This window comes from Pseudomonas sp. PB120, assembly GCF_009761815.1.
GTDB lineage: Bacteria > Pseudomonadota > Gammaproteobacteria > Pseudomonadales > Pseudomonadaceae > Aquipseudomonas.
This window is the reverse complement of sequence record NZ_RWIN01000001.1, coordinates 1-26,014: the sequence shown is the minus strand read 5'-3', so window position 1 is coordinate 26,014 and position 26,014 is coordinate 1. Positions and strand designations below refer to the sequence as shown.

Genomic DNA, 26,014 nt, shown 5'->3' with positions numbered 1-26,014 from the left:
TGCCATTAGCTGAGGTCAGAAATAACCGCCGACGACGCTGCGCGACTGCGGGCGGAGTGCAGCCCATGATCGGGGCTGCACCGGCCGCGCTCATCGTCAAAGCGGACTAGGGATGTGTCACGGTCTGTGGCGAAGGAAACGCTTGGGGTAAAGAAGATTCTTGTGGCTATGGAAATTGCTGTTGCAAGAGAGACCTTTGTGGCGAGGGAGCTTGTCGGATCGCCGCACCGTCCCGCTTGAGTGCGCAGCGCTCACAGGATTTTGGGGCCGCTGCGCAGCCCAGCGGGAGCGAGCTCCCTCGCCACAGTCAGTTTGCGTAGTTAGAGGACAGCGCGTCTGGCCGCCCAGGGGCGGTCTTGCTCCAGCTGGCTGGCCAGTCGCAGCAGCCCGTCTTCGCCGCCCAGGCGCGCGGTGAACATCATGCCCACTGGCAAGCCGTTGTCGCTTTGGCCCAGCGGCAGCGAAATCGCCGGCTGCCCGCTGACGTTGGCCAGCACGGTAAAACCGGCGCTGCCCATGGCCTGATGCGCGTAGCTGTCCCAGGGTTGATCCAGCGACAGCAGACCCAGTTGCGGGGTCAGGCTGGCGGTGACCGGCGACAGGATCACGTCGAAGCGTTCGAACGGCTGCTCCATGATTGCACCGATGGTTTCGAACGCCTGACGGGCGCGATACAGGTCCTCACCGGTGGTGGCCTGGGCGCGCTGCAGATTGACCAGCGTCACTTTCTCCAGGTCCTGCGCCGTGGCGACCCGCCCCAACGCCTGCTCGCGGTCCTGGATCGCAGTGCGCAAACCGGTGCCGAGCACGGTACCGTGAACACCGAACAGTTGGCGGGGATCGATGTTCAGCGTCAGCTCTTCGACTTCATGCCCCAGCCCCAGCAATTGCTTGATGGTCTGTTCCAGGGTGGTTGCAATCGCCGGCTCCAGCGCTGCACCGGTCAACGAGTGGCGAACCACAGCGACGCGCAATTTACCCGGGTCGCGCTGCAGCTCTTCGACATATGAACGCACCAGCGGCGGGCTCCAATAGGCGCTGCCCGCTTCCCGTCCCTGGCCGGCGTCGAGAAACAGCGCCGTATCGCGCACCGTGCGCGAGATGACGTTGGCGACACTGGCGCCAAAGCTGCCTTCGAAATGCTTCGGCCCGCTTGGCGTGCGATAGCGGCTAGGCTTGAGGCCGACCAAACCGCAATACGACGCGGGAATGCGGATCGAGCCGCCGCCATCGGTGGCATGGGCGACCGGCACGATCCCGGCCGCCACGGCGGCGGCCGAACCACCGGAGGAACCACCCGCGCTCATGGCCAGGTTCCACGGGTTGCACGTCTGCCCCCACAGCATGGATTCGGTGGTGGTGGTCAAGCCGAACTCGGGACTGGTGGTCTTGCCGAAAGGTACCGCCCCGGCACGCTCGTAGCGGCTGATCAGGGTGCTGGTCTGGTCGGCGGGCGGAGCGTCTTTGAACAGCCGGCAACCGTTAGTGGTCGGGGTCCCTTTCAGATAGGTATTGAGGTCCTTGATCAACACCGGCACGCCGGCCAGTGCGCCCTGCTTTTCAGTGCCGGCAGCACGCCGCTGGGAAAGCAGCGCATGGGCGTAGTCCTCGTGCAGCATGTTCACCGCTTTGACCCGGGGGTTGACCGCCTGGCACCGCGCCAACGCCGCCGCCAGCAGGTCGGCCGATTGCAGCTCGCCATTGCGTATGGCCTGGCTCATCGCCCAGGCGTCCAGCCCCTGGTAATCGCTGTCCGACAGCGCCGCCGCCCGGGCATCGCCGAATCGCCCGAGGAGCCCGACACCCGCAGCCACGGCACCGGCCTTGAGCACGCTGCGTCGCAGCCAGCCGCTTTGCGTTGCGTCAGTAAGAGTAGGTGTTTCGGCAGTTAAAAATCGTTGCTCGTTGTTTTGCATGATCATCTCGCGCCCTGTCATTTATTGTTATGAGGGTTTTTTGTACGGTGTTATTTTTCAGTGGTCGCTTCAAACCACATTGAAGCGAGCCGACAGCTGATCCAGCTCTCGTGCCAGTTGTTCCAGATCCGACGCGGCCACCGCACTCCGGCCGGCACTGGCCGACAACGCGCCGGTGCCCGCCGAGACGCTGTCGACCCGCGTGACCATTTCTCGCGTCACGCGCACCTGCTCGGTGATCACCGTAGCGATGGTGTCCACACAGCGGATCACGTCATCGGTGCCGGTGCGAATCTGCGCCACCGAGTCGCCGGCCTCATGCGCCAGGCTTACCCCGTCACGCACGCGGCTGACCACCCGGCCCATGCCGTCGACCACGGCCAGCGTGCCTTCCTGAATGCGTTGCACCGTGAGGTCGATCTCGCCGATCGAACTGGCGGTGCGTTGCGCCAACATCCGGACCTCGTCGGCGACCACCGCAAACCCGCGCCCTTGTTCGCCGGCCCGCGCCGCCTCGATGGCGGCGTTCAGGGCCAGCAGGTTGGTCTGCTCGGCAATGTTGCGAATGACGTTGAGCACGTGGCTGATCTCGCCGGAAAAACCTTCCAGTTCGCGAATGTGCACGGCGGTATCGCTGATCACATCGCTGATGCGGTTCATCTCCTGCGCCATGTCGCGGATAAAGCCTTCGCTTTTGCCCGAACGCCCCGCCGAGTGTTGAGTGATGCTGCGCGACACGCCGACGTGGTTTTCCACTTCGTCGATAGAGCCCGACAGGTGCTCGACCGCACTGGAAATACCACGCACCGCATCCGCCTGCTGTTGGGTGGCGAGTGAGGCCAGCTCCGCCGATTCGGCCATGTGCACCGCTTCGCTGCTGACGCGTTTGACCAGCGCGCGCATTTGCGAGATCAGCCCGTGCAGGCTTTCGCGCATCGCCGCGATGTCACGCAGCATCAGCGCAAATTCGTCATGCCCCTTGACCTCGATGGCTTGGGACAAGTCGCCGCCGGCAATGGCGCGGACACTGGCTCCCGCCTGGGCGAAGGCCCGCTTGAGCCGGGTCAGGGTGGAAAACGCGGTCAGGCTGCCCGCGAGCACGCCCACCACCGCCAGTCCCAGATACGCCATCAGCGTCGAGCGATAACGCTGTTGCGCTGTTTCATAGGCGTGTTCTGCCGCGGTCTGCTGGATCGCTTGCAACTTGCCCAGTTCAAGCACGGCCGCATCGCCTTGCGGCTCAGCCATGCGCAGGAATGACAGGATGCCGGGCAGTCTGAAGTCCCCGGCGCGAAAGGTTTCAAGCAGGATCTGCAGCTCGTCCTTCCAGGCCTGGTAATGCTCGGTGAATGCATCAGCGGCCTGTTGTTCTTCAGGGCTCAGGGCGCGTTGACGGTAGGTTGCCCAGCGCTCTTCAAGCGCCTGATTGTTGGATTCGATGGTGCTCAGGGTGGCTTCGACGGGACGGTCGAAGGCCGCCACCAACGGGCCTTCAGGGTCTTGCTGGATGGCGAGCAAGACCTGACGTCGACTTTCATCGAGACGGTGCTGGACGTCGCCGAACATCAGCAGCGTCGCCAGGTTGTCCTCGTTGATGTCGCGCAGGCTGTCGCGTGCCTGCTGCAGGCCATGGGCGCCAAAACCGACCGCCAGTACAAACAACAACGTGGCCAGCAGCGCCCAGAGCCACAAGCGCTGAGCGATAGTGATTGTGTTGAACATAAACAATGGCTTGTCTCGTGCAACGGGCGGGGCGCGGGATGCGCCCCGCGCCAGGTCAGTCGGCAGTCACGCTGGCCAGCATGGCCGCCAGGAAGTGCTCGCTGTACGGCGGCAGCAGGCCCCACTGGCGACGCGGATCAAACTCCGGCGCCTTGAACACCGTGCGCTGGTGGCTGAACTCGAGGAAGCCTTCGCGGCCGTGGTAATGGCCCATGCCCGAGGCGCCGACGCCGCCGAACGGCGCATCGTGCATCGCCGGGTGCATCATCACGTCGTTGACGGTCACCCCGCCGGACACCGTGCGATCCAGCACGTATTGCTGCTCTTCCAGGTCTTCGCCGAAGTAATACAAGGCCAACGGGCGTGGCCGCGCATTGATGTCGTCAATGACGTCGTTGAGCGCCTCGTAGGTGAGCACCACCATGGCCGGGCCAAAGATTTCTTCGCGCATGATCAGGCTGTCCGGCGCCGGGTCGACGACCACGCGCAGGGGACGACGCCGGTCCTGTGGATTCACGGCCAAGGCTTCCGGCACGCTCTCGACACGGGCGCCTCGTTCCTGGGCATCCGCCACGTAACCTTCGACGCGGTCCAGGTGTCGTTGATTGACCACCGCCACCACATCCGGGTTGCCGGCCACCGTCGGGTTGAGTTCTGTGTAGGTGGTGCGCACTGCATCAAGGAAAGATTCGAGCAGGGCCTTGGGCACGTAGACCAGGTCCGGGTTGATGCAGATCTGCCCGCCGTTGCAGGCTTTGCCCACGGCAATACTGAACGCGGCTTTTTTCAGGTCGGCGCTGGCGCTGACGATGACGGGCGACTTGCCGCCCAGCTCCAGCGTCACCGGCACCAGGTTGAGTGCCGCGTTGCGCATCACCAGGCGCCCGGTCGCGGTGCTGCCGGTGTACACCAGGTGGTCGAATGGCTGGGCACTGAACGCTTCGGCCAGTTCGACGTCGCCGGTGACGACGGCGATCTCCAGCGGTTCGAGATGTTCGGCGCACAATTGCGCGAGCAATTCGGCGGTCCGCGGTACCACGTCCGACGGCCGGAGGATGGCCCGGTTACCCGCGGCCAGTACCGAGGCCAATGGGCTGAACAAGGTGTACAACGGCGCGTTCCACGTACCGAGAATGCCCACCGTGCCCTTGGGCTGGTGCATGACCCAGGCCGTGGCACCGAGCTGATCGTAAGGCGCGAATGGGGCACGCGGTTCATCGTGCATCCAGTCCTGCACGTGATCCCGCGCATGTTTGAGCGAAGCCAGCGAGCCGACCACATCATTCATCAACGAAAAACCGGCCGGCCGGCCGCCAAAATCCAGGTCGATGGCGTCGGTCAACACCCCGTGGTGGCGGACCAACAGATCGATCACTTGCTGGAGTCGACGTCGGCGAGTATCGGCGCTCACCGCACCGGCGCTGGCGAATGCGCTTTTTTGTCGGGATAACAGGCTGGCAAGTCCTTGGACGGATGATGTGGCAGAACTCATTCGTGGCCCCTTTCAGGTACTGGCCCAATGGCCGTGAAGCGCCCGATGCGCTTGGCTCTACCCTAGCCTCGCCTCCCCCCGCCACGCCTCGTCCGATCGGACGAGGTACGCGCAAATCTGTTAGTCCGTTGAGACGATGTTCAGCCGCGTGTTGCGACCAATACTGGCCCTACGAAAATCTCACTCCATGAGGCCAGTCATGGCAATGCCAAACGCCAGTTTCGATCCCCAGGCTTTTCGTGCCGCACTCGGCACCTTTACCACCGGGGTCACGATCATCACCACCCAATCCGAAGACGGCTCGCCGGTCGGGATTACCGCCAACAGTTTCAACTCGGTGTCGCTCAACCCGCCGCTGGTGCTCTGGAGCCTGTCCAAGCAGGCCCGCAGCCTGCCGGTGTTCACCAGCGGCAAGCACTGGAACGTCCACGTGCTGTCCACCGAACAGGAAACCCTGTCGGGCCGTTTCGCCACCCAGGGCGAGGACAAATTTTCCGAGATCCAGCTGGACAGTGGCGTCAGCGGAGCCCCGCTGCTGCAAGACTGCACCGCACGCTTTCAATGCCGCACGGCGTTCCAGTATGAGGGCGGCGACCATGTGATCTTTGTCGGCGAAGTGCTCGCGTTCGATCACAGCGACCGTGCACCGCTGGCGTTCCAGAGCGGCCAATACGCGCTGGCGACCCGCAAGCCCCGCAGTGAGCTGCGCCTGGCCACCACGCCACCCCCTCCGGAATGCAGCTATACCGAAGACTTGCTCGGGTACCTGTTGGGGCGCGGTCACTATCAGGTGCTCAATGCGCTGCGCCAGATGCTGAGCAATCAGCAACTGGACGAAATGGCGTTTTTTATCCTGTCGATCCTGTGCATCCGCGACAACCTGACCCTTGAAGAGATCAACACCTTCGTCAGTTACACCGGCCGCGAAGTGACCTTGGCCAGCATGCGGTTCCTCGAGCACCAGCGTCTGGTGGCAATTGAAGGCTCGTCTGATGCGCTGCGTTTTGTCCTCACGGCCCAGGGCCGGGAGGTGTCGCTGCACCAATTGGCGCTGGCCAAGGCCGTGGAAGAAGACCTTTCGGCCAAGCTCGGCCCCGCCGACGCCCAAGCCCTGAAGGTCTTGCTCAAGCGCCTGATTGTGGTGAGTGACCCTGGCTTGCCGGACCTCTGGGCACCACGATGAACGCGGGCCCGGGCACGCTGCCGCCGACCCGCGTCGGCTGGGGCAGCCATGGCCTGCTGTTGCTGCTGGCCATGGTGTTCGCCGACAACTTTGTCGGGCGGCAGATACTCGCGGTGATGATCGAACCGATCAAATCCGAGTTCGGCGTCAGCGATACCGCCATGGGCTTGATCTCGGGCCTGGCGTTCGCGGCGGTGTATGCCGTCATGGGGTTGCCGGCGGGACGCCTGGTGGACCGCATGCCGCGAACACGCTTGCTGGCCATGTCGTGCCTGCTCTGGGCGGGGGCGACCATGGCCTGCGGGTGGGCGGGCGGTTTCTGGGCATTGGCCATTGCGCGGATGCTGGTGGCGATCAGTGAGTCGCCGACCACTTCGGCCTCGTTGTCGGTGATCGCAGACCTTTATCCCCCTCATCGGCGTTCATTCGCGATCAGTTGCTTCACGTCCGCGCCGACCTTTTCTTCGATCATCGGTTTGAGCATCGGCGCCTGGGTGGTGGAGCACTATGGGTGGCGCAGCGGGTTTATTGCCCTTGGCGCGCCGGCATTGCTGTTTAGCCTCCTGCTGGCCTTTGTCGTGCGCGATCCGCAACGCGGTCGCTGGGACCTCACGCCTCATGCTCATGTGCCCTCCCCGCTACTGGGGATGAGGGCCGAAGCGCGTCAGCTCTGGGCCACACCGGCTTATCGGTGCCTGATCCTCGCGGGCGGCCTGGCGACGCTGAGTTCCTACGCCGTCGGGATGTGGAACACCAGTTTCCTGGTGCGCTCCCACGGGTTGTCACTGCAGCACGCGGGGTTGTTGGCCGGGGTGATCTGTGGGATTTCGGCGGGGATCGGCGGGTTGTTCAGCGGTTGGTTGAGTGATCGTTTGTGCCGGCGTCATCCGCATTGGCAGATTTCCATTCCGGTGCTGGGTCATTTGACGGCACTGTCCGCGTTGATGCCGTACTTGCTCTGGTCCGATGGGGTGCTGATTCGTGTTGGCGATGTGCCGGTTCCTACGGCGATGCTGTGGTGTGCGCTGTATTCGTTTTTCGCGGTGTGGTGGGTGGCGCCGTCGTTCAACCTGGTGACGCAGCTGGTGTCGCCGGGGCGACGTGGGAGTGCCATGGCGTTGCAAACCATCGTGAGTACGTTGCTGGGCGTGGGCGTCGGGCCTTTGATTGTTGGGCTTTTTAGCGATTTGCTGCTGCCGGTTTATGGTCAGGAGTCGCTGCGGTATGCGTTGATGTTGGTGAGCTTGCCGGGGTTGGGGGCGGTGGTGTTGCTGGTGCGGACGGCTGGCTATGCGTCCAGGAGTGGGTATCGGCATGTGGCTTCGGTTTTGTGATTTGCCTTGAGTACATATCCGTTGTTTCGGTAGCTGCTGGTAATGGTTTCGCCCTTACGGCGAGTCACTTTGAAAAGCCTGCGCGGCCCGGCACAAAGTAACCAAATGCTCTTGCCCCACCACTTGGTGCCTCGCTAGGGCTCGGCATGCCCTCACTCCGGCCATCGTGGTTAACGGGGCGCCTCAATCAAAAGCAAAGCGAGGCGGCCTGAAAGCCGACCTGGTTTTTTTGTGGATGTGCCCGGTTCAAAAATGTGGGAGCCAGCCTGCTGGCGATGGTCGTCAACGATAACGCGCCCTGTCTGGATGATCGCGGTGTCTGGGTGTCCATCGCCAGCAGGCTGGCTCCCACATTGGATTGGGGTGTACCTGAGAGAGATTAATCGACTGTCAGGCCCTCATCGCCAGCAGGCTGGCTCCCACAGGTGGAATGTGTACGCGAGAAGAATCAGGTCGGCTGTCAGGCCGCCTTGCTTTTGCTTTTGCTTTTGATTTTCTTGCCGCCTCGAGAGGCCGAGTGGAGGTTCTGCGCAGTGGGCAACCCGGCATGGATGCCGGGTTAGCCGCCCCCGGCCATGGATGGCCGATGGCGGCGGGCCCACGGAGCGGGACCGGAGCGAGGGCATGCCGAGCCTAGGCGAGGCACCGAACGAAAGGGGCAAGAGCCCTTTGGTTACTTTGGGGCTTTTCCAAAGTGACTCGCCGTAAGGGCGAAACCATTAGCCGCCGTGACCAAAGAAAAGGATATACACACCGCCACAGAAAACCCTCAAACCACCCCACCCCGCTCAACCACAAAATTCCCCCAAGCCTGAGTCACCGGCATCACCTCCAGACTATTAACGTTGATATGCGCCGGCTGGTTCATCAACCAGAAAATCGTCTCGGCGATATCAGCCGGCTGCAACGGCTGGGCATTGGCATACACCGCGTTGTACTTCTGCGTATCGCCCGCAAAACGCACCAGCGAAAATTCGCTTTCACACAAACCGGGTTCCAGGTTGGTAACCCTCACCCCGGTACCTTGCAAATCACAACGCAAATTCAACGAAAACTGCCGCACAAACGCCTTGGTCGCGCCATACACATGGCTCCCGGGATAAGGCCAGTTGCCGGCAATGGAACCCAGGTTGACGATGCTCGCACCGGCACCGTGGCCAATCAACCGCGGCAACAACAGGCGAGTGCTGTAGAGAAGACCCTTGATGTTGGTGTCGACCATGGTCTCCCAGTCATCCAGCGAACAGGCCTGTGCCGCTTCCGTGCCCAGGGCCAGGCCGGCGTTGTTGATCAACCCGCGCAAGGTCGCGAACCGCTCCGGCAATTGCTCAATCGCTGTTTGCATGGCAGTACGGTCGCGCACGTCCAGGACCAGGGGCAACACGTCGCACTGCTCGCCGAGTTCGTTGGCCAGCTTCAGCAAGCGTTCTTTCCGTCGGCCCGTGAGGACCATCGACCAGCCCGCCCGGGCAAAACGTCGGGCGCAGGCTTCGCCGAAACCGGAGGTGGCGCCGGTGATAAACACAGTAGGTTGCATGATCAAACTCCAGGGATCAGGACCACGACCGGCCCAGCAGACCGAAGCCCGCCAAGGCCAGCAATAGCCATTGGGTGAGTCGCGCCGCGTGTTCGGCGCGAATGTGCAGGAACAGCCGCTGGCCGATCCACAGGCCTGCCAGCAGCGGTAACAACAGTGTCAGGGCTTGATGTGGGACTTGCGGGCCGATGGCCTTGGCCAACGCCAGCCCGGCCAGCGCCGCAAGATCGACTGCGAAAAAGAACATGATCAGGGTGGCGCGCAGGGCCCGGGCACGCAGCCCGCAATGGCTGAGCCAGGCGACCACCAGTGGCCCGCCGATGGAAAAAGCGGCGATCAACGCCCCGCTACTGCCGCCCACCAGCCACGCCGCCCAAGGCCCGCGTCCCATAGGCAACGCCACCCGTGCCAGCCCCAGCAAGGCCAGCGTCGCCACCAGCACGTACACGCCCAGGCTTAGCCAGTCACTGTCGAGCCCGGTCAACAGCCAGATGCCACAGGGCACACCGACCGCCGCCGCGAACAGAACCCGGCGCAACAACGGGTAATCGGCCTCGGCCCAGGCGTCGCGCAGCAGCATCAGGCTGGACGCCACCTCGAGGCACAGCACCAGGGGCACGGCATCGCGCAAGGAGCCGAGCATCGCCAGACCGACGACGGCGATGGCGGCGAAGCCGAAACCGGTGAGGCCACGCACGACAGCGGCAACCAGCACGCACAAGGCACTCAAGGTCCAATTCAATTCCGGGGTCACGGCGCGCTCCTTTGACAGTGGCGCCACTCTAGTCAGGCAGTGACCGCTGCTTTAGAGCCAGACGGGCTTTTCAATGGGTCCAGTGGCGGGCGATCTGGCTCCATCGAAAAGCCCGACTGGATCTAAGCGTGCCGAGGCCGCATGGCTAGGCTGCGGGGCAACCGGCCGATCCGTGCCCGCCCTCAGGAGTAACCCCATGGCAACGAACCTCAACCACCAATGGATGCCCTTCACCGACAACCGGGAGTTCCAGCGCGCCCCCCAATTGTTTGTCCGCGCCGAGGGCGTGCGCTACTGGACCAACGAAGGTCGCGAGCTGCTCGACGGCAGCTCGGGGCTGTTCTGTTGCGCGGCCGGGCATGGCCGTACTGAAATCGCCGAGGCGGTGTGCAAGCAATTGCTGACCCTGGATTTCACCCCGCATTTCCAGCGCGCTTCGCCGTTGTCCTTCGAACTGGCCGAGCGCCTGAGCGAGCTGCTGCCAGCCGGCCTGAACAAGCTGTTCTTTACCAACTCCGGTTCCGAGTCGGTCGACAGCGCTATGAAAATCGCCCTGGCGTACCACCGCGCCAAAGGCCAGCCCCAGCGCACCCGTTTCGTTTCCCGTGAGTGGGCCTATCACGGGGTCAACTTCGGCGGCGTGGCCCTGTCGGGCATGATGCGCAACCGTCAGGCCTTCGCCGTCGGCGGCCTGCCCCACGTCAGCCACATGCGCCACACCTGGCAGGAAGAACAGCGCTATCAATTGGGCGAACCGACCCAGGGCGCGGACCTGGCCAGCGACCTTGAACGCATCATCGCCACCCACGGCGCCGACAGCATCGCCGCATGCTTTGTCGAGCCCATCGCCGGTTCCATCGGTGTCTACGTGCCACCGGCCGGTTACCTGCAACGCCTGCGCGACATCTGCGACCGCCATGGCATCCTGCTGGTGTTCGACGAAGTCATCACCGGTTTCGGCCGCACCGGCGAGGTTTTCGCCGCGCAGAGTTTCGCGGTCAAGCCGGACATCATCACCATGGCGAAGGCCTTGACCAACGGCGCCATCCCCATGGGCGCGGTGGCCGTCGATGAATCGATCTACGACACCGTGGTCGGTGCCAGCCAGGGCCAGGGGCCGGAACTGTTCCACGGCTACACCTACTCCGGGCACCCGGCTGCGTGCGCTGCCGCACTGGCCTCATTGGACATCTACCGTGACGAGGATTTGTTCGGTCGCGGTCGACAACTGGCGCCGTACTTCATGGAATCGCTGAGCGGCCTGCGCGGATTACCCCAAGTCAGCGACCTGCGCGGCTACGGCCTGCTCAGCGGCATCCAGCTGACCCCGGGGGCCGCGCCGGGCGCCAAGGGCGCGCGGGTGCAACGCGCCTTGTACGACGCGGGCCTGCACGTGAAGACCACGGGCGACGCAATCATCTTCGCCCCGGCGCTAGTGGCCAGCCGCAGCGACGTGGATGCGATGTTCGAGATCCTCAAGAACACCCTCTCCCAGGAAAACCTCTAGGCCGGTTGTGCCTGGCGCAACTCGCGCCAGGCCTTGCCCAGCGCTTCGATGCCCGGCTCGATCAACGACTCGGCAATCGCACCAAAGCCCAGGCGGAAGTAACAGCCCGTGCGCCCCTCCCCCAGAAAGTGAATGTCCCCCGGCTCGATCAACACGCCGCGCCGGGCCACCCGACGCTGCAAGGCCCAGGCATCCACCGCTGGCGGGCCGCTGACCCAGATCGATGAACCTCCAGCCATGCCACTGGCGTGACATTCGGGCAAGTGCTCGGCCAGGGCGCGGCTGATCACCCGCCATTTGCGCGCCAGCCGGTCACGCAGGCGCCGGGCATGGGCGTCGTAATGCCCCATGGCCAGGAACAGCGCGAGAATGCGTTGGTTGTTCGACGGCGGATGGCGGTACATGTAGCGGCGCAGTGCGCGCAATTCGTGGATCAACTCGGCATCGGCGGCAATGAACCCCAAGCGCACGCCCGGCAACAGGCTTTTGGTCAGGCTGCCGAGGTAAATGACCCGGCCACTGTCGTCGAAGCTCTTGAGCGCCGGGTGGTTGCTGCCCAGGAAGTTCTGCTCGCTTTCGTAGTCGTCCTCGATGATCAGGAAGTCGTGTTCACGGGCACTGGCCAATAGCTCAAGACGCCGGTACAGCGGCATCGTCACCCCGGTCGGCGACTGGTGGCTGGGCGTGCAGAACAGCATTTCACAATCGCGCATTTGCTCGTCCACCACCAGCCCTTGGCGGTCGATGCGCAGGGGACGCAGCGTGCAGCCAGTGAGGCTGAAAATGTTCCGCGCATCGACATAGCCGGGTTCCTCCAGCCCCATCACCAGGCCCGGGCGACCCAGCAGGCGCGCGATCATGTACAGGGAATTTTGCGTGCCGATGGTGACCAGCAGCTGCTCCGGTCGCGCCTGGATGCCGCGTTTGGGCAACACCCGCTGGATGATCTGCTCCACCAGCAGCGGGTCGTCGAGCATCACCTGATCGTCGACCCAACTGCGCATGTGCGCGCCCGTGGCGGCGATCCGTGCGCAATCGCGCCAGCGGGCGGCGGTCTGTTCGTCGTCCTCGATCTGGCCGTAGATAAACGGGTAACGGTATTCACGCCAGTTGCGCGGCTTGACGATCGCGCGCATCTGCGCCGATTCGGTTTGCAGCCGACGCTCCCAGTCCGGCGCATGATCGGGCCGCTCGAACAGCGCCGGGGATTTGGGGCGCAGGCTGACGTTGAGTTGCTGGCGCAAATACTTTTCGTTGATGAAATAACCGCGACGGTCCGAGGGTGTGAGGTAACCGTCCTGCACCAGTTGCTCATAGACCAGCACCACGGTGTTACGCGACACTTTGAGCAACTGGCACAGCTTGCGCGACGACGGCATGGCGTCGCCGGGCGGCAACGCGCCATCGAGGATGGCATTGAGCAGGCTCTCGCGAAGTTGCTCCTGCAAACCGCGCCCGGCCTCGAACGGACGAAAATAACGCTCCAACATGGTTCCGACTCCTCCTGCGACGCACCCCGATGGCGCACCCGATGCGCTGAACGCCTTATCCACCAAGGTCTGGCGGGATGGCTGGTACCAAAGCCCGGCGCAACTGGATCTAAAGCAAGCAACGGGCCGACCCTAAGATCGAGTGGTGCCAAACAACGCCTTCAACCTTAGGAGCCACACCATGCTCAAGCCCCTGCACCAATGGATTCGACGCTCCCTGCTGTTACCCGCCGCCGCGCTGACCCTGGGCCTCGCCACCGCGGCCCAGGCGGAAACGGTGACCATCGGCGTGCAAAGCATGTTCGCCCCGTGGAAAAACGCCATCGCCGAGAAAGCATTCGAGAAAGCGACCGGCTGGGACATCCAATGGCGCAACTTCGACAGCGGCGGCGATGTGATGCTGGCGATGGCCTCCGGTGACGTGCAGATCGGCGTGGCCGGCAGCAGTCCGATTGCCGCTGCGGTGAGCCGCGGCGTGGACGCGCAGTTGTTCTGGATCCTGGACAACATCAATGACGCCGAAGCGTTGGTGGTGCGCAACGGCAGCGGCATCGTCGCGCCGCAAGACCTGGCGGGAAAAACCCTGGCCGTGCCCTTTGTTTCCACCACGCACTTTCATGCGCTGTTTGCTCTGGAGCAATTCGGCCTGAGCGGCAAGGTCAAGGTCATCAACTTGCAGCCTTCAGACATTCCGGCCGCCTGGGAGCGCGGCGACATCGACGCGGCATTCATCTGGGACCCGGCCCTGGGTCGTCTCAAACAAAGCGGCCACGTGTTGCTGACCTCCGGGCAGTTGACCCAATGGGGCAAAGCCACCTTTGACGGCATCGTGGTCGACCGCAAGTTCGCCGCCGATCACAGTGCCGGCATGCTCGCCCTGACCAAGGTGTTGCAGGCCAGCACCGCCGACTACGTGAAAGCGCCCGGCAGCTGGACCGCCGCCTCGCCGCAGGTGATCAACGTGGCGCGTCAGTCCGGTGCCAAGCCTGACGAAGTACCGCCGGTGTTGGCCCTCTACCAGTTCCCGTTGGCCGGTGAACAGGCGGGTGCCACCTGGCTGGGCGCCGGCAAGGACGGCGGCGCGGCCAAGGCGTTGGCGGCCACCGCCGCGTTCTTGAAAGAGCAGAAAAAGATCCCGGCGCTGCTGCCCGACTACAGCGTCGCGGTCAACCCGGGCTTCGTCCAGGCCGCGCAGTAACCCCAGCCACGGGCGGTACGCGCCGCCCCATCACGAGGAAAAAGCCATGGGCCTGAGCCTGAAAATCCATGACGTGTCGGTGCACTACCCCGGCCAGCAAAAGGGCCAGCGAGTGACCGCCCTCGCCGGGGTCAACCTGGACATCGCCAGCGGCGATTTTGTGGTCGCCCTGGGCGCATCCGGTTGTGGCAAGACCACACTGCTCAACCTGATGGCCGGTTTCATCCAGCCCAGCAGCGGCTTGATCACCTTGGGCGATTTTCACGGCCAGGTACCGCAACAGACCTCAGCGGTGGCACAACTGCGCGATCAGGTCACCGGGCCAGGGTCCGAACGCGGCGTGGTGTTCCAGAAACACGCGTTGCTGCCCTGGCTGAATGTGCTCGACAACGTCGCCTTCGGCCTCAAGTTGCGCGGCGTGGCCCGGGCTGAGCGTGAGGAACGCGCCCGGTACTTCCTGCAACTCACGGGCCTGGCCGATTTTGCCGGTCACGCGGTGTACCAGTTGTCCGGCGGCATGCAGCAACGGGTCGGAATCGCCCGGGCACTGACCAATGATCCGCAGATGCTGTTGCTCGACGAGCCGCTCGGCGCCCTCGATGCCCTGACCCGCGAACGCTTGCAGGAACTGATCCTGCAGATCTGGGAGCGCACCGCGAAAATGATGTTTTTCATTACCCACGATGTTGAGGAGGCGCTGTTCATGGCCACCCGCCTGATCATCATGTCGCCGCGTCCGGGGCGCATCACTCACGAGTTTTCGATTGATTTCGGCCGACGTTTTCTCGCCGGCCAGGACGCCCGCACCGTGAAATCCAGTGCGGACTTCATTGCCCTGCGCGAACAGGTGCTGAGCATTATCCACGGTGATGAGGAGGCCGCATGAGCCTGTTGGACGAGAAACAACGCAACGCCGTGCTGCGCGCCCTCAACGAATTGCGCCGCGCCGCGCCGGCCCGTCCGGGAGAGCAGTACGGGGCGCCAGGCAACGGTTCGAGCATGGTCCTGAGCCTGGTCACCGTGGTGCTGACGTTCGCGATCTGGTACGCCGCGACCAACGCGGGTTGGGTCAAACCGCTGTTCCTGCCCTCGCCCCAAGCGGTCTGGGCCCAATTGCTGGACGTGGCCCGCGACGGTTTCGCCGACGCGACCTTGCTCAACCACATCGGCTGGAGTGCGTTGCGGGTCTTCGGTGCGTTCGTGCTGGCGGTGCTGACGGCCATCCCGGTGGGCATCCTGATGGGCGTGAACCGCGTAGCCCGGGGGATTTTCGATCCGCTGGTGGAGTTTTACCGGCCACTGCCGCCGTTGGCGTATCTGCCATTGGTGGTGATCTGGATGGGCATCGGCGAGGGTTCCAAGGTGTTGCTGATTTACCTGGCGATGTTCGCCCCGCTGGCGCTCAGCGCTCGGGCCGGGGTCAAGTCGGTGGCCATTGAGCAGATTCACGCGGCCTATTCCATGGGCGCCAGTCGCGGTCAGGTGCTGCGCCACGTGATCATGCCGGCGGCGTTGCCGGAAGTACTGACCGGCATGCGCATCGCCATCGGCTTCGGCTGGACCACCCTGGTGGCCGCCGAAATGGTCGCGGCCACCGCCGGCCTGGGCTTCATGGTGCTGACCGCGTCCAAGTTCATGGCCACCGACGTGGTGATCATGGGCATCCTGGTGATCGGCGCCATGGCCCTGCTGTTCGACCTCGGCATGCGCTGGCTGGAACGGCGCCTGGTGCCCTGGAAAGGGAAGACCTGAAGTCAGTCCGGGCGCAACGCTGCGAGCTGGTTGAACGTCTGCTCGCGCACGATGTTCATCAGGCAAGTGAAGCGTTCCCGGTCCATGGTTTTCCAGCCCATCGCGTCCATCGTGCTGCGACGGGTCTGATGGAACGGCAGCACCTGACCATGCAGGGTGACGGCACGGATCGCGCATTCGTCGTCAACCGTCGTGCGCCCCAGCAGCCGGGCGATGATCGCCGTGTTGACCGCCATGATCGGTTTGCCGATGCGTTCGCTGACCCGTTCCATGCCGGAGGTCGGCCCCAGGCCCGCCTGTTCGCGGGCGTACAGTTGCCGCCATGGCCGGGCTTCGGTGGACATCAGCATGTATTCGGCGGCGCGCAGCTGGATGGACCAAAACGCCTCGATCAGCGTCGGCGCATCGGACTCGCTCTCCAGCACCGCTTGGGCGCGCTCAACCGTTTCGGCGAGATGGGCCCAGATGCACGCGACCATGTGTTCGGTGCACGCCAGGTAAACCCCTTCCTTGTTCTTGAAATAGTAATTGAGCGCCGGGGCATTGACCCCGGCACGCTCGGCGATGTCACGGGTGGACGCGCCTTCGAAGCCCTTCTCGCCGAACAGGCTGAGGGCCGCGTCGATAATCCGGGCGCTGGTTTCATCACCGCACGAATACCCACCTTCACTGGTGGGGCGGCGCCGGGGGGTGTTGGTCATGGACGACTCCTGGGCAAGACAGAACGGCAGTGTGCCTGAAAATATATCAGTTGACATAATTTTACCGACCGTAATAATTATATCAACTGATAAAAATTGAGGTTCACATGACCGCGATACTGGCTGTTGACGAAACAGCGCTGGCCACCCCGCCCCAGCGCACCCGCAAACGCCAGTGGGTCTGGCTCGCCGGCTCCACCGCCGTCATCGGCCTGGTGCTGTGGGGCGCGCACTGGTGGACCACCGGGCGCTTCATCGAGAGCACCAATGACGCCTACCTGCAGGCCGACAGCATGGCCGCGGTGCCCCGGGTCGGCGGTTCGGTGGTCGAGGTCTACGTCACCGATAACCAGACCGTCAGCGTCGGCCAGCGGCTGGTGCGCATTGACAGCCGCACCTTCCAGGCTGCGCAAGATCAGTCCGCCGCCGCCCTGGCCGCCCGCAAGGCCGACATCACCCGTGGCGAGGCCGAACTGGCGCAACAGCGCGCCGACATCGTCCAGGCCCAGGCGCAGCTGCAAGGTGAAATCGCCAACCAGGCGTATGCCGCCGCGCAAATAAAACGCTATGAACCACTGACCCGCACCGGTGCCGAAACCGAGGAACGCATGGAGCAATTGCGCAATTCATGGCAGCAGGCGACCACCAGCCGCAACGCCCGAGCCGCCCAGGTTCAGGTGGCAGAACGGCGCCTGGCCACGTTGCAGGCGACCCTCCAGCAGGCCCGCGCGCAGTTCGAAGGCGCGGACGCCAAACAGCGCCAGTCGCAACTGGACCTGCAAGACACCATCGTGCGCAGCAGCCTGGCCGGGCGAGTGGCGGACCGCAGCGTTCGCGTCGGTCAGTACGTGCAACCGGGGACTCGACTGATGACCGTGGTGCCGCTTGACCAGCTGTACATCACCGCCAATTTCAAGGAAACGCAAATCGGCGCCATGCGTCCGGGCCAATCGGTGTCGATCAGGGTCGATGCCCTGCCCGGCGTGGTGCTGCACGGCAGCGTCGACAGCCTGGCGCCGGGGACGGGCTCGCAGTTCGCCTTGTTGCCGCCGCAGAACGCCACCGGCAACTTCACCAAGATCGTGCAGCGGGTGCCGGTGCGAATCCAGCTGCAAGCCGACCCGCAATGGCGCGACAGCCTGATGCCGGGCTTGTCGCTCACCGTCGAAGTCGACACCCGTGACTAACGCGTCGGCGGCACCCGCCGCCAAAGCCAGCAGCAGTGACTGGATTGCCGTCGCCGCCGGCGCCCTTGGCGCCCTGATGGCGACGCTGGACATCTCCATCACCAACGCCGCGTTGCCGCAGATTCAGGGGCAGATTGGCGCAACCGGCACCGAGGGCACCTGGATCTCGACGGCGTACCTGATGTCCGAAATCGTCATGATCCCCCTCGCCGCCTGGTTGAGCCGGGTGTTCGGTCTGCGTAATTTCCTGATCGGCAATGCCGTGTTGTTTACCCTGTTCTCGGTGTTGTGCGGGCTATCGCAAAGCCTGCCGCAGATGATCATCGGCCGATTGGGCCAAGGCTTCACCGGCGGCGCGATGATCCCCACCGCACAAGTCCTCGTCGCCACGCGCCTGCCACCCCACCAGATGCCCATCGGCATGACGGTGTTCGGCCTGATCGTGTTGCTCGGCCCGTTGCTGGGCCCGGTGCTCGGCGGCTGGCTGACCGAAAACCTCGACTGGCGCTGGTGCTTCTTCGTCAACCTGGGGCCGTGCGCGGTGTTGCTGGTATTGCTCAACCTTGGCTTGCCCAAAGTGCGCGTGCATTGGCCGGCGTTTTTCAACGCGGACTGGCTGGGCATCATCGGCCTGACCCTGGGCCTGAGTGCGCTGACCGTGGTGCTGGAAGAAGGCCACCGCGAGCGCTGGTTCGAGTCGATGCTGATCATCGAACTGAGCCTGTTGGCCGTGGCGGGCGCAGTCATGTTGCTGTTCGGGCAGAAGCTCGCCAAACAACCGATTGTGTGCCTGCGGCTCATGCTGAACCCGGCGTTTGCCAGTGTGATCGTGATTGTGTTCGTGATTGGCGGCGGGTTGTACGGCGTGGCTTATCTGTTGCCGCAGTTTCTGGCCCTGGTGCCGGGCTACAACGCCCAGCAATCCGGTGCGGTGATGCTGATGTCCGGGTTGCCGGCGTTCCTGATGATCCCGGTCCTGCCGCGCCTGCTGGGTCGGGTCGATGCTCGCCTGTTGGTGATCACGGGCCTCGGTTGTCTGGCGATCAGTTGCGTCATTGCCAGCAGCCTGACCGCCGCCAGTGTCGGCCATGACTTTACCCGCTCGCAATTGCTGCTGGGACTTGGCCAGATCATGGCGATGATGCCGCTCAATCGCGCATCGATGGGTGCGGTGCCGCGCGAAGAGATCGCCGATGCCGCCGGCCTGTACAACATGGCCCGCAACCTCGGTGGCTCCGTGGGGCTGGCGTTGATGGGCACCTTTATCGAACAGCGCAACGCACTCCACGATGACCGTCTGCGCGAAGCCGTGACGGCCAATTCGCAATCGGGCCAGGCGTACGTTGCCGACATGGCCCAGGGCTTTTTTGCCCAGCACGGCGATGCGGCTCACGCGGGTATGCAGGCATTGGCGCAATTCGCCAACCAGATCGCCCAGCAAGCGCTGGTGATGACCTACTCGGAAACCTTCCATGTGCTCAGCCTGTTGCTGCTGCTGTGCATTCCTTTGGCGCTTCTTTTGAAAATGCCGACCCCGGGCACCCCGACGGCAGGGCACTGACACCATGACCTCCATCAACGCCGCGACCTGCCTCACCCTCGGCTGCCTGCTTCTGGCCGGCTGCACATTGGGCCCCGATTATCATGGCCCAGACAGTGTCGCCCCGGCGGCACTCAAACAAGGCTTCGCCCGCGCCCCCGCCGACTTGTCGAACGCACAACCCCAGGCCAGTGCCTGGTGGCGAAGCCTGAACGACAAGACGCTTGATGCATTGATCGACACCGCCCTGCGCGACAGTCCGACGCTGCAAGTGACGCTCGCCAAACTGCGCCAGGCCCGCGCCGGTGCAGCGTTGCAACGCGGTCAGGGGATGCCCAAGGCAGGCGCGAGCGCCGCGTATCTGCATGCCGGTTCCGCGGGTGACAGCGCCGACACCGACTTGACCTTGGGTGCGTTCGACGCCAGTTGGGAGCTGGACCTGTTCGGCGCCAACCGCCGCGCCGTCGAAGGCGCCGAGGCCCAGGCGCAAGCGGCACAACACGACGTGGCCGATGCCCAGGTGCAACTGAGCGCCGAAGTGGCGCTCAATTACCTCGGCCTGCGCGACCAGCAACAACGCGCCGCCCTCGCCCGCCAGTCCGAGGCGCTGGAAGAACAGACTTTGGTGCTCACCGAGCAGCGACGTGCCGGCGGTACCGCCTCGCAACTGGACGTTGAGCGCATCCAGACTCAGGTGCAAACCATTCGCGCGGCGATCATCACGCTGGACGGCCAGGTGCTCGAATCCCTCGATCAACTGGCGCTGCTGTGCGGCCAGGCGCCGGCGGCCCTCGACGTCCAACTGAGCATTCCGCAACCCTTGCCCGGCTTGCCGGCCAACCTGGCCATCGGCGACCCCGCGCAACTGCTGCGCCAACGCCCCGACATTCGCGCCGCCGAACGTGAGCTGGCGGGCTACACCGCCAACATCGGCCAGCAGCGGGCAGGCGCCTTTCCCAAGGTCAGCCTGTTTGGCAGCCTGAGCCTGGCCGCCACCGACGGCGGCTCGCTGCTGCGCAAGGACAACCTCGCCTGGCTGGGCGTGCCCTACCTGCAATGGGACGTGCTGGATTTTGGCCGCAACGCCGCCCGGGTCAATCAGGCCGAAGCGCGCCGCGATGAAGCCCAGGCCCATTACGCCGGCGTCGTGCTGGCCGCCCTGCGCGACGCCAACGTGGCGCTTTCGCGGTTTGGCATCGACCGGCAGAACATCGTCGCCCAGGCTCAGGTCGAAGCATCGGCCAGCCGCGCCGCGACCCTGACCCAACAACGTTACCGCGCCGGCACCAGCACCGCGCTGGGTTGGCTGGACGCCGAACGGACGCGCTACAGCGCCCAACAGGACCTGATCCAGCGCCAGGCGCAATTGCTCAAGGACTACGTAGCGCTGCACAAGAGTCTTGGGTTAGGGTGGCAAGCATCGCCACCGCTGTTGACCCGAACCCCTTGACCCCGACTCTGACCCGCGCCGGCAAGCATGACTTGATGTGGCGCCAATTGCTCCCCAAGGCCCGCCGCAATGACGAGCCCCTGCAGGTGCAACTGTGCACGGCATTCGTCACCGCCATACTCGACGGGCGACTGCCTGCGGGTGCGCGGCTGCCGTCGGGTCGAGACCTGGCCAAGTTGACCGGCGTGTCGCGCAACACGGCGGTACTGGTCTATGAACGGCTGAGCGCCGAGGGCTATATCGAATCGCGGTTGCGCGACGGTTTTTTTGTCTGCGGCGACATCCCGCCCACCCAGATCGCCGAAGAACAGCTGCCCGCCTCCAGCGCCCAGCCCGACTGGAACCAGCGCCTGAAAGCCCAATGCGAAGTGGTGCCTTGGGCCGACCGTCCGAACATCTGGCGACGGGTGCGCTACCCCTTCGTTTACGGCCAGTTCGAACCCCGCCAGTTTCCGTTGTCGCAATGGCGTCAGTGCACGCGTCAGGCCAATGAACTGAAGGCCGTCGACCGCTGGTGGCTGGAGGGCGAGGATGCCGGTAGTGCGCAACTGATCGATCAATTGATTCGCCGGGTATTGCCGCGCCGGGGCATCGCCGCCACCCGCGACCAGGTGATGCTGACCCTCGGCCGCCAACAAAGCTTTTACCTGCTGGCCCGGCTGTTGGTGCGCGACGGTGCGCGTATCGGCTTCGAAGACCCAGGGTTCATGGACCCGCGCAATGTATTCGCCTACAACGGTGCTCACGTGGTGCCGCTGCCGGTCGACGAACATGGCGTAGTGCCGACGGCTGACTACGAGCACTGCGACTACCTGTATTGCACACCCGGCTACCAGTGCCCGACCGGTGTCACCCTGAGCCCGGCACGGCGCGCGACGTTGCTGGCCATGGCCGCGCAATATGACCAGGTGATCATCGAAGACGATGACGACCCGGAAACCCAGTACGACGGCCACGCGCTACCGGCGCTCAAAGCGCAAGACCGCAACGACCGGGTGATCTACCTCAGCAGCCTGTCCAAATTGCTGTCGCCGGGTTTGTGCATCGGCTACATCGTCGCCCCGGCCCCGGTCATCGAACAACTGCGCCAGCTGCAACGGCTGATGATCCGGCAGATCCCCGGCAATAACCAGGTGGCCGCAGCACTGTTCATCGAGCAAGGTCACTACGACCGTTTATTGCAGCAAGCCCGGGAACGGCTCGGCCAGCGCGTCGCGCTGATCACCCAGGCGCTGCGTGATTATTTGCCCGAGGCGGATTTCACAGTCCCCACCGGCGGCGCCACCTTATGGTTGCGCTTGCCCCATTGCCACGACCTGACGCAGTTGTACATGGAAGGCCAGGCGAAAGGCGTGCTGTTCGACCCTTGCACGGCGTTCTATCTGGACCCCGCCGCCTGGGTGAGCAATCCGTCGATTCGCCTGGGTTTCGGCTCGATCGCCATGGACGCCATCGTCCCCGGCATCGAAGAATTGAGCCGGGTGATCAGGGCGCATTGGTTGCGGTGGAAACGCTGAAGAAAATCGAGCGTTAATAGCTGGCGTCTTGGAGATTCCTCCAAGGGCCCTAATGAAGAGCATTGATTTTTTTGCTTCGATCAAACATCCATTTCTTCTTGGATCTTTGTTCCGATGCATCGATCAAAAATACCGGCGAGAGGCTTGTCATCTACATGGTAAGAGTAGATACAGGCGTCGACCCACTCCTGACGGCCAACGGCTTGCCAGTCGATTGAGTAGCCTGCGTTGAGGATGATCCATTCGAAAAGGATGCGTTGAGTTCGACCGTGCCTTCCCTGAACGGATGCGCAACGTTGAGCGTGCCATAAGACTCGGCGATAGCCGAAACAAGCTGGTCACGCGAATAGCCTTCAAACCAACCCACATTGGCGATCTTAAAAAAAACCCTCTATCGATTTGCGACTCAATGAACTCTGGGCTGCAAAACCGCGTGTTGCTTTTGCTGATCGCCAGGGTTCGGATTTCCCCAGCCCAACCGTAGACCTTGCCGAACAACGTGCGGTGTATCTCCTTAAGGGTGATCACACTATAGGGCGGCGCGACGAACTCTAACCGCGTAGCAGCGACTTCGTTAAGGTAACGCTCAGCCTCGTCAAGGTCATCGGCGTCACGTAGGTCAAGAAGATTAATAAGTACATCTGTGCCCGGATAGCAATCCGGGGCTTGATCAGTACCGTATTTGTCGCGATTCAAGCTTTAACGAGCCGGACAGCTTTCAGAGCGGCTTCTCGAGTGGGCAACTTGATCTCGCCGTCACTGGGTGATGGCACGAAGCCCTCCAACCGCAGGCTGGCCGCAAAGTTGGCTTTACGGTGCTTGGCGAACCACGCTTTCTTGGTCTGCAAACTCAGCTTTTCCATACTCGGCACCCTAATGTCAGTGTCTGACAACTATAGCTGATTGAGGCCCTGATCAGGGACTGTTGGTTCAGCATCGCATAGGAAAAAGGGTTAGGTGCACTGGACATCGACCAGTGGTATACCGAGTCCCGCGTGTTTATCACATGTCTCTCCCATCTGTTATCGGGCCTATAAATCGTCGTGTGCGCTCTATCCAAACGCATCACCCCAGCGCGTCGCACCATTCCCGCGCAAGTCGCCATTTCCCTAATCGCCGGGAGCGATCCAACGACCCTTGCACTCACCTCTTCCCCTTATAAAACGTGGCTTTCACTGGCCCCATCGATAGATCCCGTTGGCGCCATGCGCTGGTGACGAATATGCACAGATACTCGTGCTGCAACCCGGCGGCGAAGACTGTCGGGTGTCGTCCTACTTGACTGATACAGGATGGGGAAATGTTGAAGATGCGATCCATGCCGTACACGATGAAAGCCTGCCTGATGGCGTTGACCTGGGCCGGTTGTGCCAGCGCGCACGCCGCCAGCGGCGACAGCCCGACCGTTGCACCCGGCAAGCCCACCTGCATGAACTACGACCAATACCTGACCCGCGCTGAAATCGTGATCAAGGCCGTGCCGATCTGCGGCCGTATCAGCCCGGAACTTGGCGGCCTGCGTGAAGCACTGGCCGAGCACGGCTTTGGCTTTACTGCGACGTCCTACAATGGCTACACCTACGACGTGCTTGGGCACAATGACAATCCGCAGGTGTACAACGGGCAGAACCCCAGCTACAACGCGTCCCTTAATACCTATCTGACTTACGACCTGACCCGCATTGGCTTTGCCAACGACGCGCAGTTCACGCTGGCCGCGCAGTGGGTGGGCGCCAACTACACGCCGGCCAACCCGCGTGTCACCACCATGACCGTGTTTGCGATCAACCAGTCGTTCTTCAATCACCAGCTTGAGCTCGAATACGGCTACATCACCGGCGTGCGCCTGTTCTACGGCATCGCGCTGGGGGGCAACGCCTCGACGGCGGCCCTCGGTCCAAGCAGCGTGGTGCCGTTCCAGGTGGGCATGTCAGCCACCGAACCCACGCCCACTTTGGACGTGATTGTGCGAGACAAATCGCTGCGCTTCTACAACAGCCTGGCGGTGACACGCAGCGTGAGCCCCGGCGGTATCGCCCAGGATGTGAAGGACAACCCCAGCGGTTTCCGCCTGAATGTGCCGGATGCCAAGGCCTTGTTCATCGACGAGCTCGGCTACAAGCGCGCCGCCAGCGCCACCGAGAATGCCGCGTGGTTTCGTGCCGGCGCGTTGTACAACACCACCCAATACACTGAGTTCAAGACCCGCGAGAAATCCGACAACAACTACGGAATGTACCTGGCCGGCACCGTGCAGGTCAGCAAACCCTGGGGCGATGCGCGGGGCTGGTACCTGGACAGCAAGTTCGACTATTCGCCGGATTCGGTCAACGCCATCAACAAGGCCGTGCAGGCTACCGCGTTCAACGTCGGGCCCTTTGTCACCCGGCCGGCCGACATGCTCGCGTTCGGCGTGACCAAGAGTTACTACAGCAAGGAACTGCGCGACGTGTACGCCGGCTACCACATGGACACCGCTGGCTACACGCTGGCAGCGACGGCCTCGTACGCGGCACGGTTGACCCCCGGCATCTATTTGATCAGCGGCCTGACCTACACGCACAACCCGGTATTCACCCCGGTGCACAGTGACGCGCTGTTGCTGCAGGAGTCGCTGAACTTCCTGTTCTGAGTACCGCCGCACGTCACATCCCTTTGACTCAAGCCCCCTGTTTCCAGCCTCATGGTTCTCTGGAACGGGCAACTGCAACCCGAGGAAATAATAATGACCACTGACGCAAGTCTTTTTCTGTCCCAGGCCGACTATCTGGCGCTGGATGCCACCGCCATGGCCGAAGGCGTGCGCAACGGCACCCTGGCGCCCGAAGCCTTGCTGCGCGCCGCCCTTGAGCGCTGCGACCAACTCGACCCGCAGGTCAACGCCGTGGTGATGCGCCATGACGAGATTGCCTTTGCCCAGCTGCGTGCCCGCCAGGCCGCCGGCACCGAACGCCAGGGCGCGCTGGCCGGCGTACCGTTCCTGCTCAAGGACCTGAACACCTATCTGGCAGGCACCGTCACTACCAACGGTTCGCGTTTGTTGGCCGACACCCCGCCCGCCAGCGTCAACAGCACCCTGGTGGACCGCTACCTGAACGCCGGCACGCTGGTGTTCGGCAAGACCGCCAGCCCCGAGTTCGGCATGACCACCACCACCGAATCCGCCCAATGGGGGCGCACGATGAACCCCTGGAACCTGGACTTCAGCGCCGGTGGTTCGTCGGGGGGTGCGGCCGCCGCCGTAGCGGCCGGCATCGTGCCGGTGGCCCATGCCACCGATGGCGGCGGTTCGATTCGTATCCCGGCCTCTTACTGCGGCGTGTTCGGCCTGAAGCCTACGCGCTACAGAAACCCTCAGGGCCCGGCCAGTTTCGAAGGCTGGTTCGGCGCCAGTTGTGGCCACGTGGTGTCGCGCAGCGTGCGCGATTCGGCGCTGTTGCTGGACGTGAGCCATGGCCATGAACGCGGCAGTCCTTACTGGCTGGCCGAACCGGCGCGCCCGTTCAGCGAAGAGGTACGACGTGCCCCCGGTGCGCTGCGCATCGGCGTGGTCAGTGCCGACATGACCGGCGCAGCGCTGCACCCGGAGATTGCGGCGGTGCTGGAGCAGACGGTCGAGATGCTGCGCGAACTCGGCCATCAGGTCCGACCGCTGACACTGCCCGTCGACCCGCAACGACTGTACGCCGCCCATGGCACCACCAGCGGCGTCAGCCTGCTGGCGGCGGTGCGCG

The 26,014-nt window shown here is 63.6% G+C and carries 20 protein-coding genes; 12 read left to right on the top strand and 8 right to left on the bottom strand.

Going from position 1 to position 26,014, the window contains the following annotated elements:
• Positions 1 to 320: 320 nt before the first annotated feature.
• From EJA72_RS00100 to EJA72_RS00090, 3 genes are all read right to left on the bottom strand, one after another.
• Entirely contained in the window at positions 321 to 1,916 is a 1,596-nt protein-coding gene (locus tag EJA72_RS00100; protein WP_157709528.1) for an amidase, read from the bottom strand.
• 69 nt (positions 1,917 to 1,985) lie between these two features.
• Positions 1,986 to 3,638: a methyl-accepting chemotaxis protein gene (locus EJA72_RS00095; RefSeq protein ID WP_157709527.1), complete on the bottom strand. Its 1,653-nt coding sequence runs from the start codon at positions 3,636 to 3,638 to the stop codon at positions 1,986 to 1,988.
• A 55-nt stretch (positions 3,639 to 3,693) separates the two neighbouring features.
• Positions 3,694 to 5,130 (bottom strand): coniferyl aldehyde dehydrogenase, encoded by a 1,437-nt coding sequence (locus EJA72_RS00090; protein ID WP_157709526.1) that lies wholly within the window; start codon positions 5,128 to 5,130, stop codon positions 3,694 to 3,696.
• 199 nt (positions 5,131 to 5,329) lie between these two features.
• On the opposite strand from EJA72_RS00090, the gene EJA72_RS00085 reads away from it, so the two are divergent.
• Positions 5,330 to 6,313, top strand: coding sequence for a flavin reductase family protein (locus tag EJA72_RS00085; RefSeq protein WP_157709525.1), 984 nt, complete (start codon positions 5,330 to 5,332; stop codon positions 6,311 to 6,313).
• Positions 6,310 to 7,647, top strand: a complete 1,338-nt coding sequence (locus EJA72_RS00080) for an MFS transporter (RefSeq protein WP_157709524.1) — start codon at positions 6,310 to 6,312, stop codon at positions 7,645 to 7,647. Before EJA72_RS00085 ends, EJA72_RS00080 begins: the two co-directional genes overlap by 4 nt.
• A 769-nt stretch (positions 7,648 to 8,416) precedes the next feature.
• Here the strand turns inward: EJA72_RS00080 and EJA72_RS00075 are convergent.
• Together EJA72_RS00075 and EJA72_RS00070 are read right to left on the bottom strand one after the other, a co-directional pair.
• Positions 8,417 to 9,184: an SDR family oxidoreductase gene (locus tag EJA72_RS00075; RefSeq protein ID WP_157709523.1), complete on the bottom strand. Its 768-nt coding sequence runs from the start codon at positions 9,182 to 9,184 to the stop codon at positions 8,417 to 8,419.
• Between the two features lie 16 nt (positions 9,185 to 9,200).
• Positions 9,201 to 9,938: a sulfite exporter TauE/SafE family protein gene (locus EJA72_RS00070; RefSeq protein WP_178128942.1), complete on the bottom strand. Its 738-nt coding sequence runs from the start codon at positions 9,936 to 9,938 to the stop codon at positions 9,201 to 9,203.
• A 196-nt stretch (positions 9,939 to 10,134) separates the two neighbouring features.
• On the opposite strand from EJA72_RS00070, the gene EJA72_RS00065 reads away from it, so the two are divergent.
• Positions 10,135 to 11,445 (top strand): aminotransferase class III-fold pyridoxal phosphate-dependent enzyme, encoded by a 1,311-nt coding sequence (locus EJA72_RS00065; RefSeq protein WP_157709522.1) that lies wholly within the window; start codon positions 10,135 to 10,137, stop codon positions 11,443 to 11,445.
• Here the strand turns inward: EJA72_RS00065 and EJA72_RS00060 are convergent.
• A complete protein-coding gene (locus tag EJA72_RS00060) occupies positions 11,442 to 12,935 on the bottom strand; it encodes a PLP-dependent aminotransferase family protein (protein WP_157709521.1) in 1,494 nt (497 codons plus the stop codon). The two genes, EJA72_RS00065 and EJA72_RS00060, sit on opposite strands and share 4 nt — an antisense overlap.
• A gap of 181 nt (positions 12,936 to 13,116) precedes the next feature.
• Between EJA72_RS00060 and tauA the strand changes: the two genes are divergently transcribed.
• Genes tauA through EJA72_RS00045 form a run of 3 tightly spaced genes read left to right on the top strand, consistent with a single transcriptional unit; the run spans position 13,117 to position 15,885 of the window.
• Complete coding sequence (tauA, locus tag EJA72_RS00055) at positions 13,117 to 14,133, top strand: taurine ABC transporter substrate-binding protein (protein ID WP_157709520.1); 1,017 nt, start codon at positions 13,117 to 13,119, stop codon at positions 14,131 to 14,133.
• 46 nt (positions 14,134 to 14,179) lie between these two features.
• On the top strand, positions 14,180 to 15,019 hold the full coding sequence (locus tag EJA72_RS00050) for a taurine ABC transporter ATP-binding protein (protein WP_157709519.1): 840 nt from the start codon (positions 14,180 to 14,182) through the stop codon (positions 15,017 to 15,019).
• The gene (locus EJA72_RS00045) at positions 15,016 to 15,885 is read left to right on the top strand and encodes an ABC transporter permease subunit (protein ID WP_157709518.1); all 870 of its coding nucleotides are present in this window, start codon (positions 15,016 to 15,018) and stop codon (positions 15,883 to 15,885) included. Before EJA72_RS00050 ends, EJA72_RS00045 begins: the two co-directional genes overlap by 4 nt.
• Positions 15,886 to 15,887: 2 nt before the next feature.
• On the opposite strand, the gene EJA72_RS00040 is transcribed toward EJA72_RS00045, so the two are convergent.
• On the bottom strand, positions 15,888 to 16,586 hold the full coding sequence (locus EJA72_RS00040; protein ID WP_157709517.1) for a CerR family C-terminal domain-containing protein: 699 nt from the start codon (positions 16,584 to 16,586) through the stop codon (positions 15,888 to 15,890).
• 107 nt (positions 16,587 to 16,693) lie between these two features.
• On the opposite strand from EJA72_RS00040, the gene EJA72_RS00035 reads away from it, so the two are divergent.
• The 4 genes from EJA72_RS00035 to EJA72_RS00020 are packed head-to-tail and all read left to right on the top strand — an operon-like array spanning position 16,694 to position 22,280.
• Positions 16,694 to 17,773: an HlyD family secretion protein gene (locus EJA72_RS00035; protein ID WP_157709516.1), complete on the top strand. Its 1,080-nt coding sequence runs from the start codon at positions 16,694 to 16,696 to the stop codon at positions 17,771 to 17,773.
• Entirely contained in the window at positions 17,766 to 19,334 is a 1,569-nt protein-coding gene (locus EJA72_RS00030) for an MDR family MFS transporter (RefSeq protein WP_178128941.1), read from the top strand. The genes EJA72_RS00035 and EJA72_RS00030 overlap by 8 nt, the downstream gene beginning before the upstream one ends.
• Before the next feature lie 4 nt (positions 19,335 to 19,338).
• Entirely contained in the window at positions 19,339 to 20,763 is a 1,425-nt protein-coding gene (locus EJA72_RS00025; protein ID WP_157709515.1) for an efflux transporter outer membrane subunit, read from the top strand.
• Positions 20,760 to 22,280, top strand: coding sequence for a PLP-dependent aminotransferase family protein (locus tag EJA72_RS00020; RefSeq protein ID WP_218574344.1), 1,521 nt, complete (start codon positions 20,760 to 20,762; stop codon positions 22,278 to 22,280). Before EJA72_RS00025 ends, EJA72_RS00020 begins: the two co-directional genes overlap by 4 nt.
• Before the next feature lie 692 nt (positions 22,281 to 22,972).
• Here the strand turns inward: EJA72_RS00020 and EJA72_RS00015 are convergent.
• Positions 22,973 to 23,143: a YhfG family protein gene (locus EJA72_RS00015; RefSeq protein ID WP_157709514.1), complete on the bottom strand. Its 171-nt coding sequence runs from the start codon at positions 23,141 to 23,143 to the stop codon at positions 22,973 to 22,975.
• Between the two features lie 437 nt (positions 23,144 to 23,580).
• Here EJA72_RS00015 and EJA72_RS00010 point away from each other — a divergent pair, with 437 nt between their 5' ends.
• Entirely contained in the window at positions 23,581 to 24,912 is a 1,332-nt protein-coding gene (locus EJA72_RS00010; protein WP_178128940.1) for a carbohydrate porin, read from the top strand.
• A gap of 93 nt (positions 24,913 to 25,005) precedes the next feature.
• The coding region (locus EJA72_RS00005) for an amidase (RefSeq protein WP_157709513.1) at positions 25,006 to 26,014 on the top strand (1,009 nt) is incomplete at its 3' end.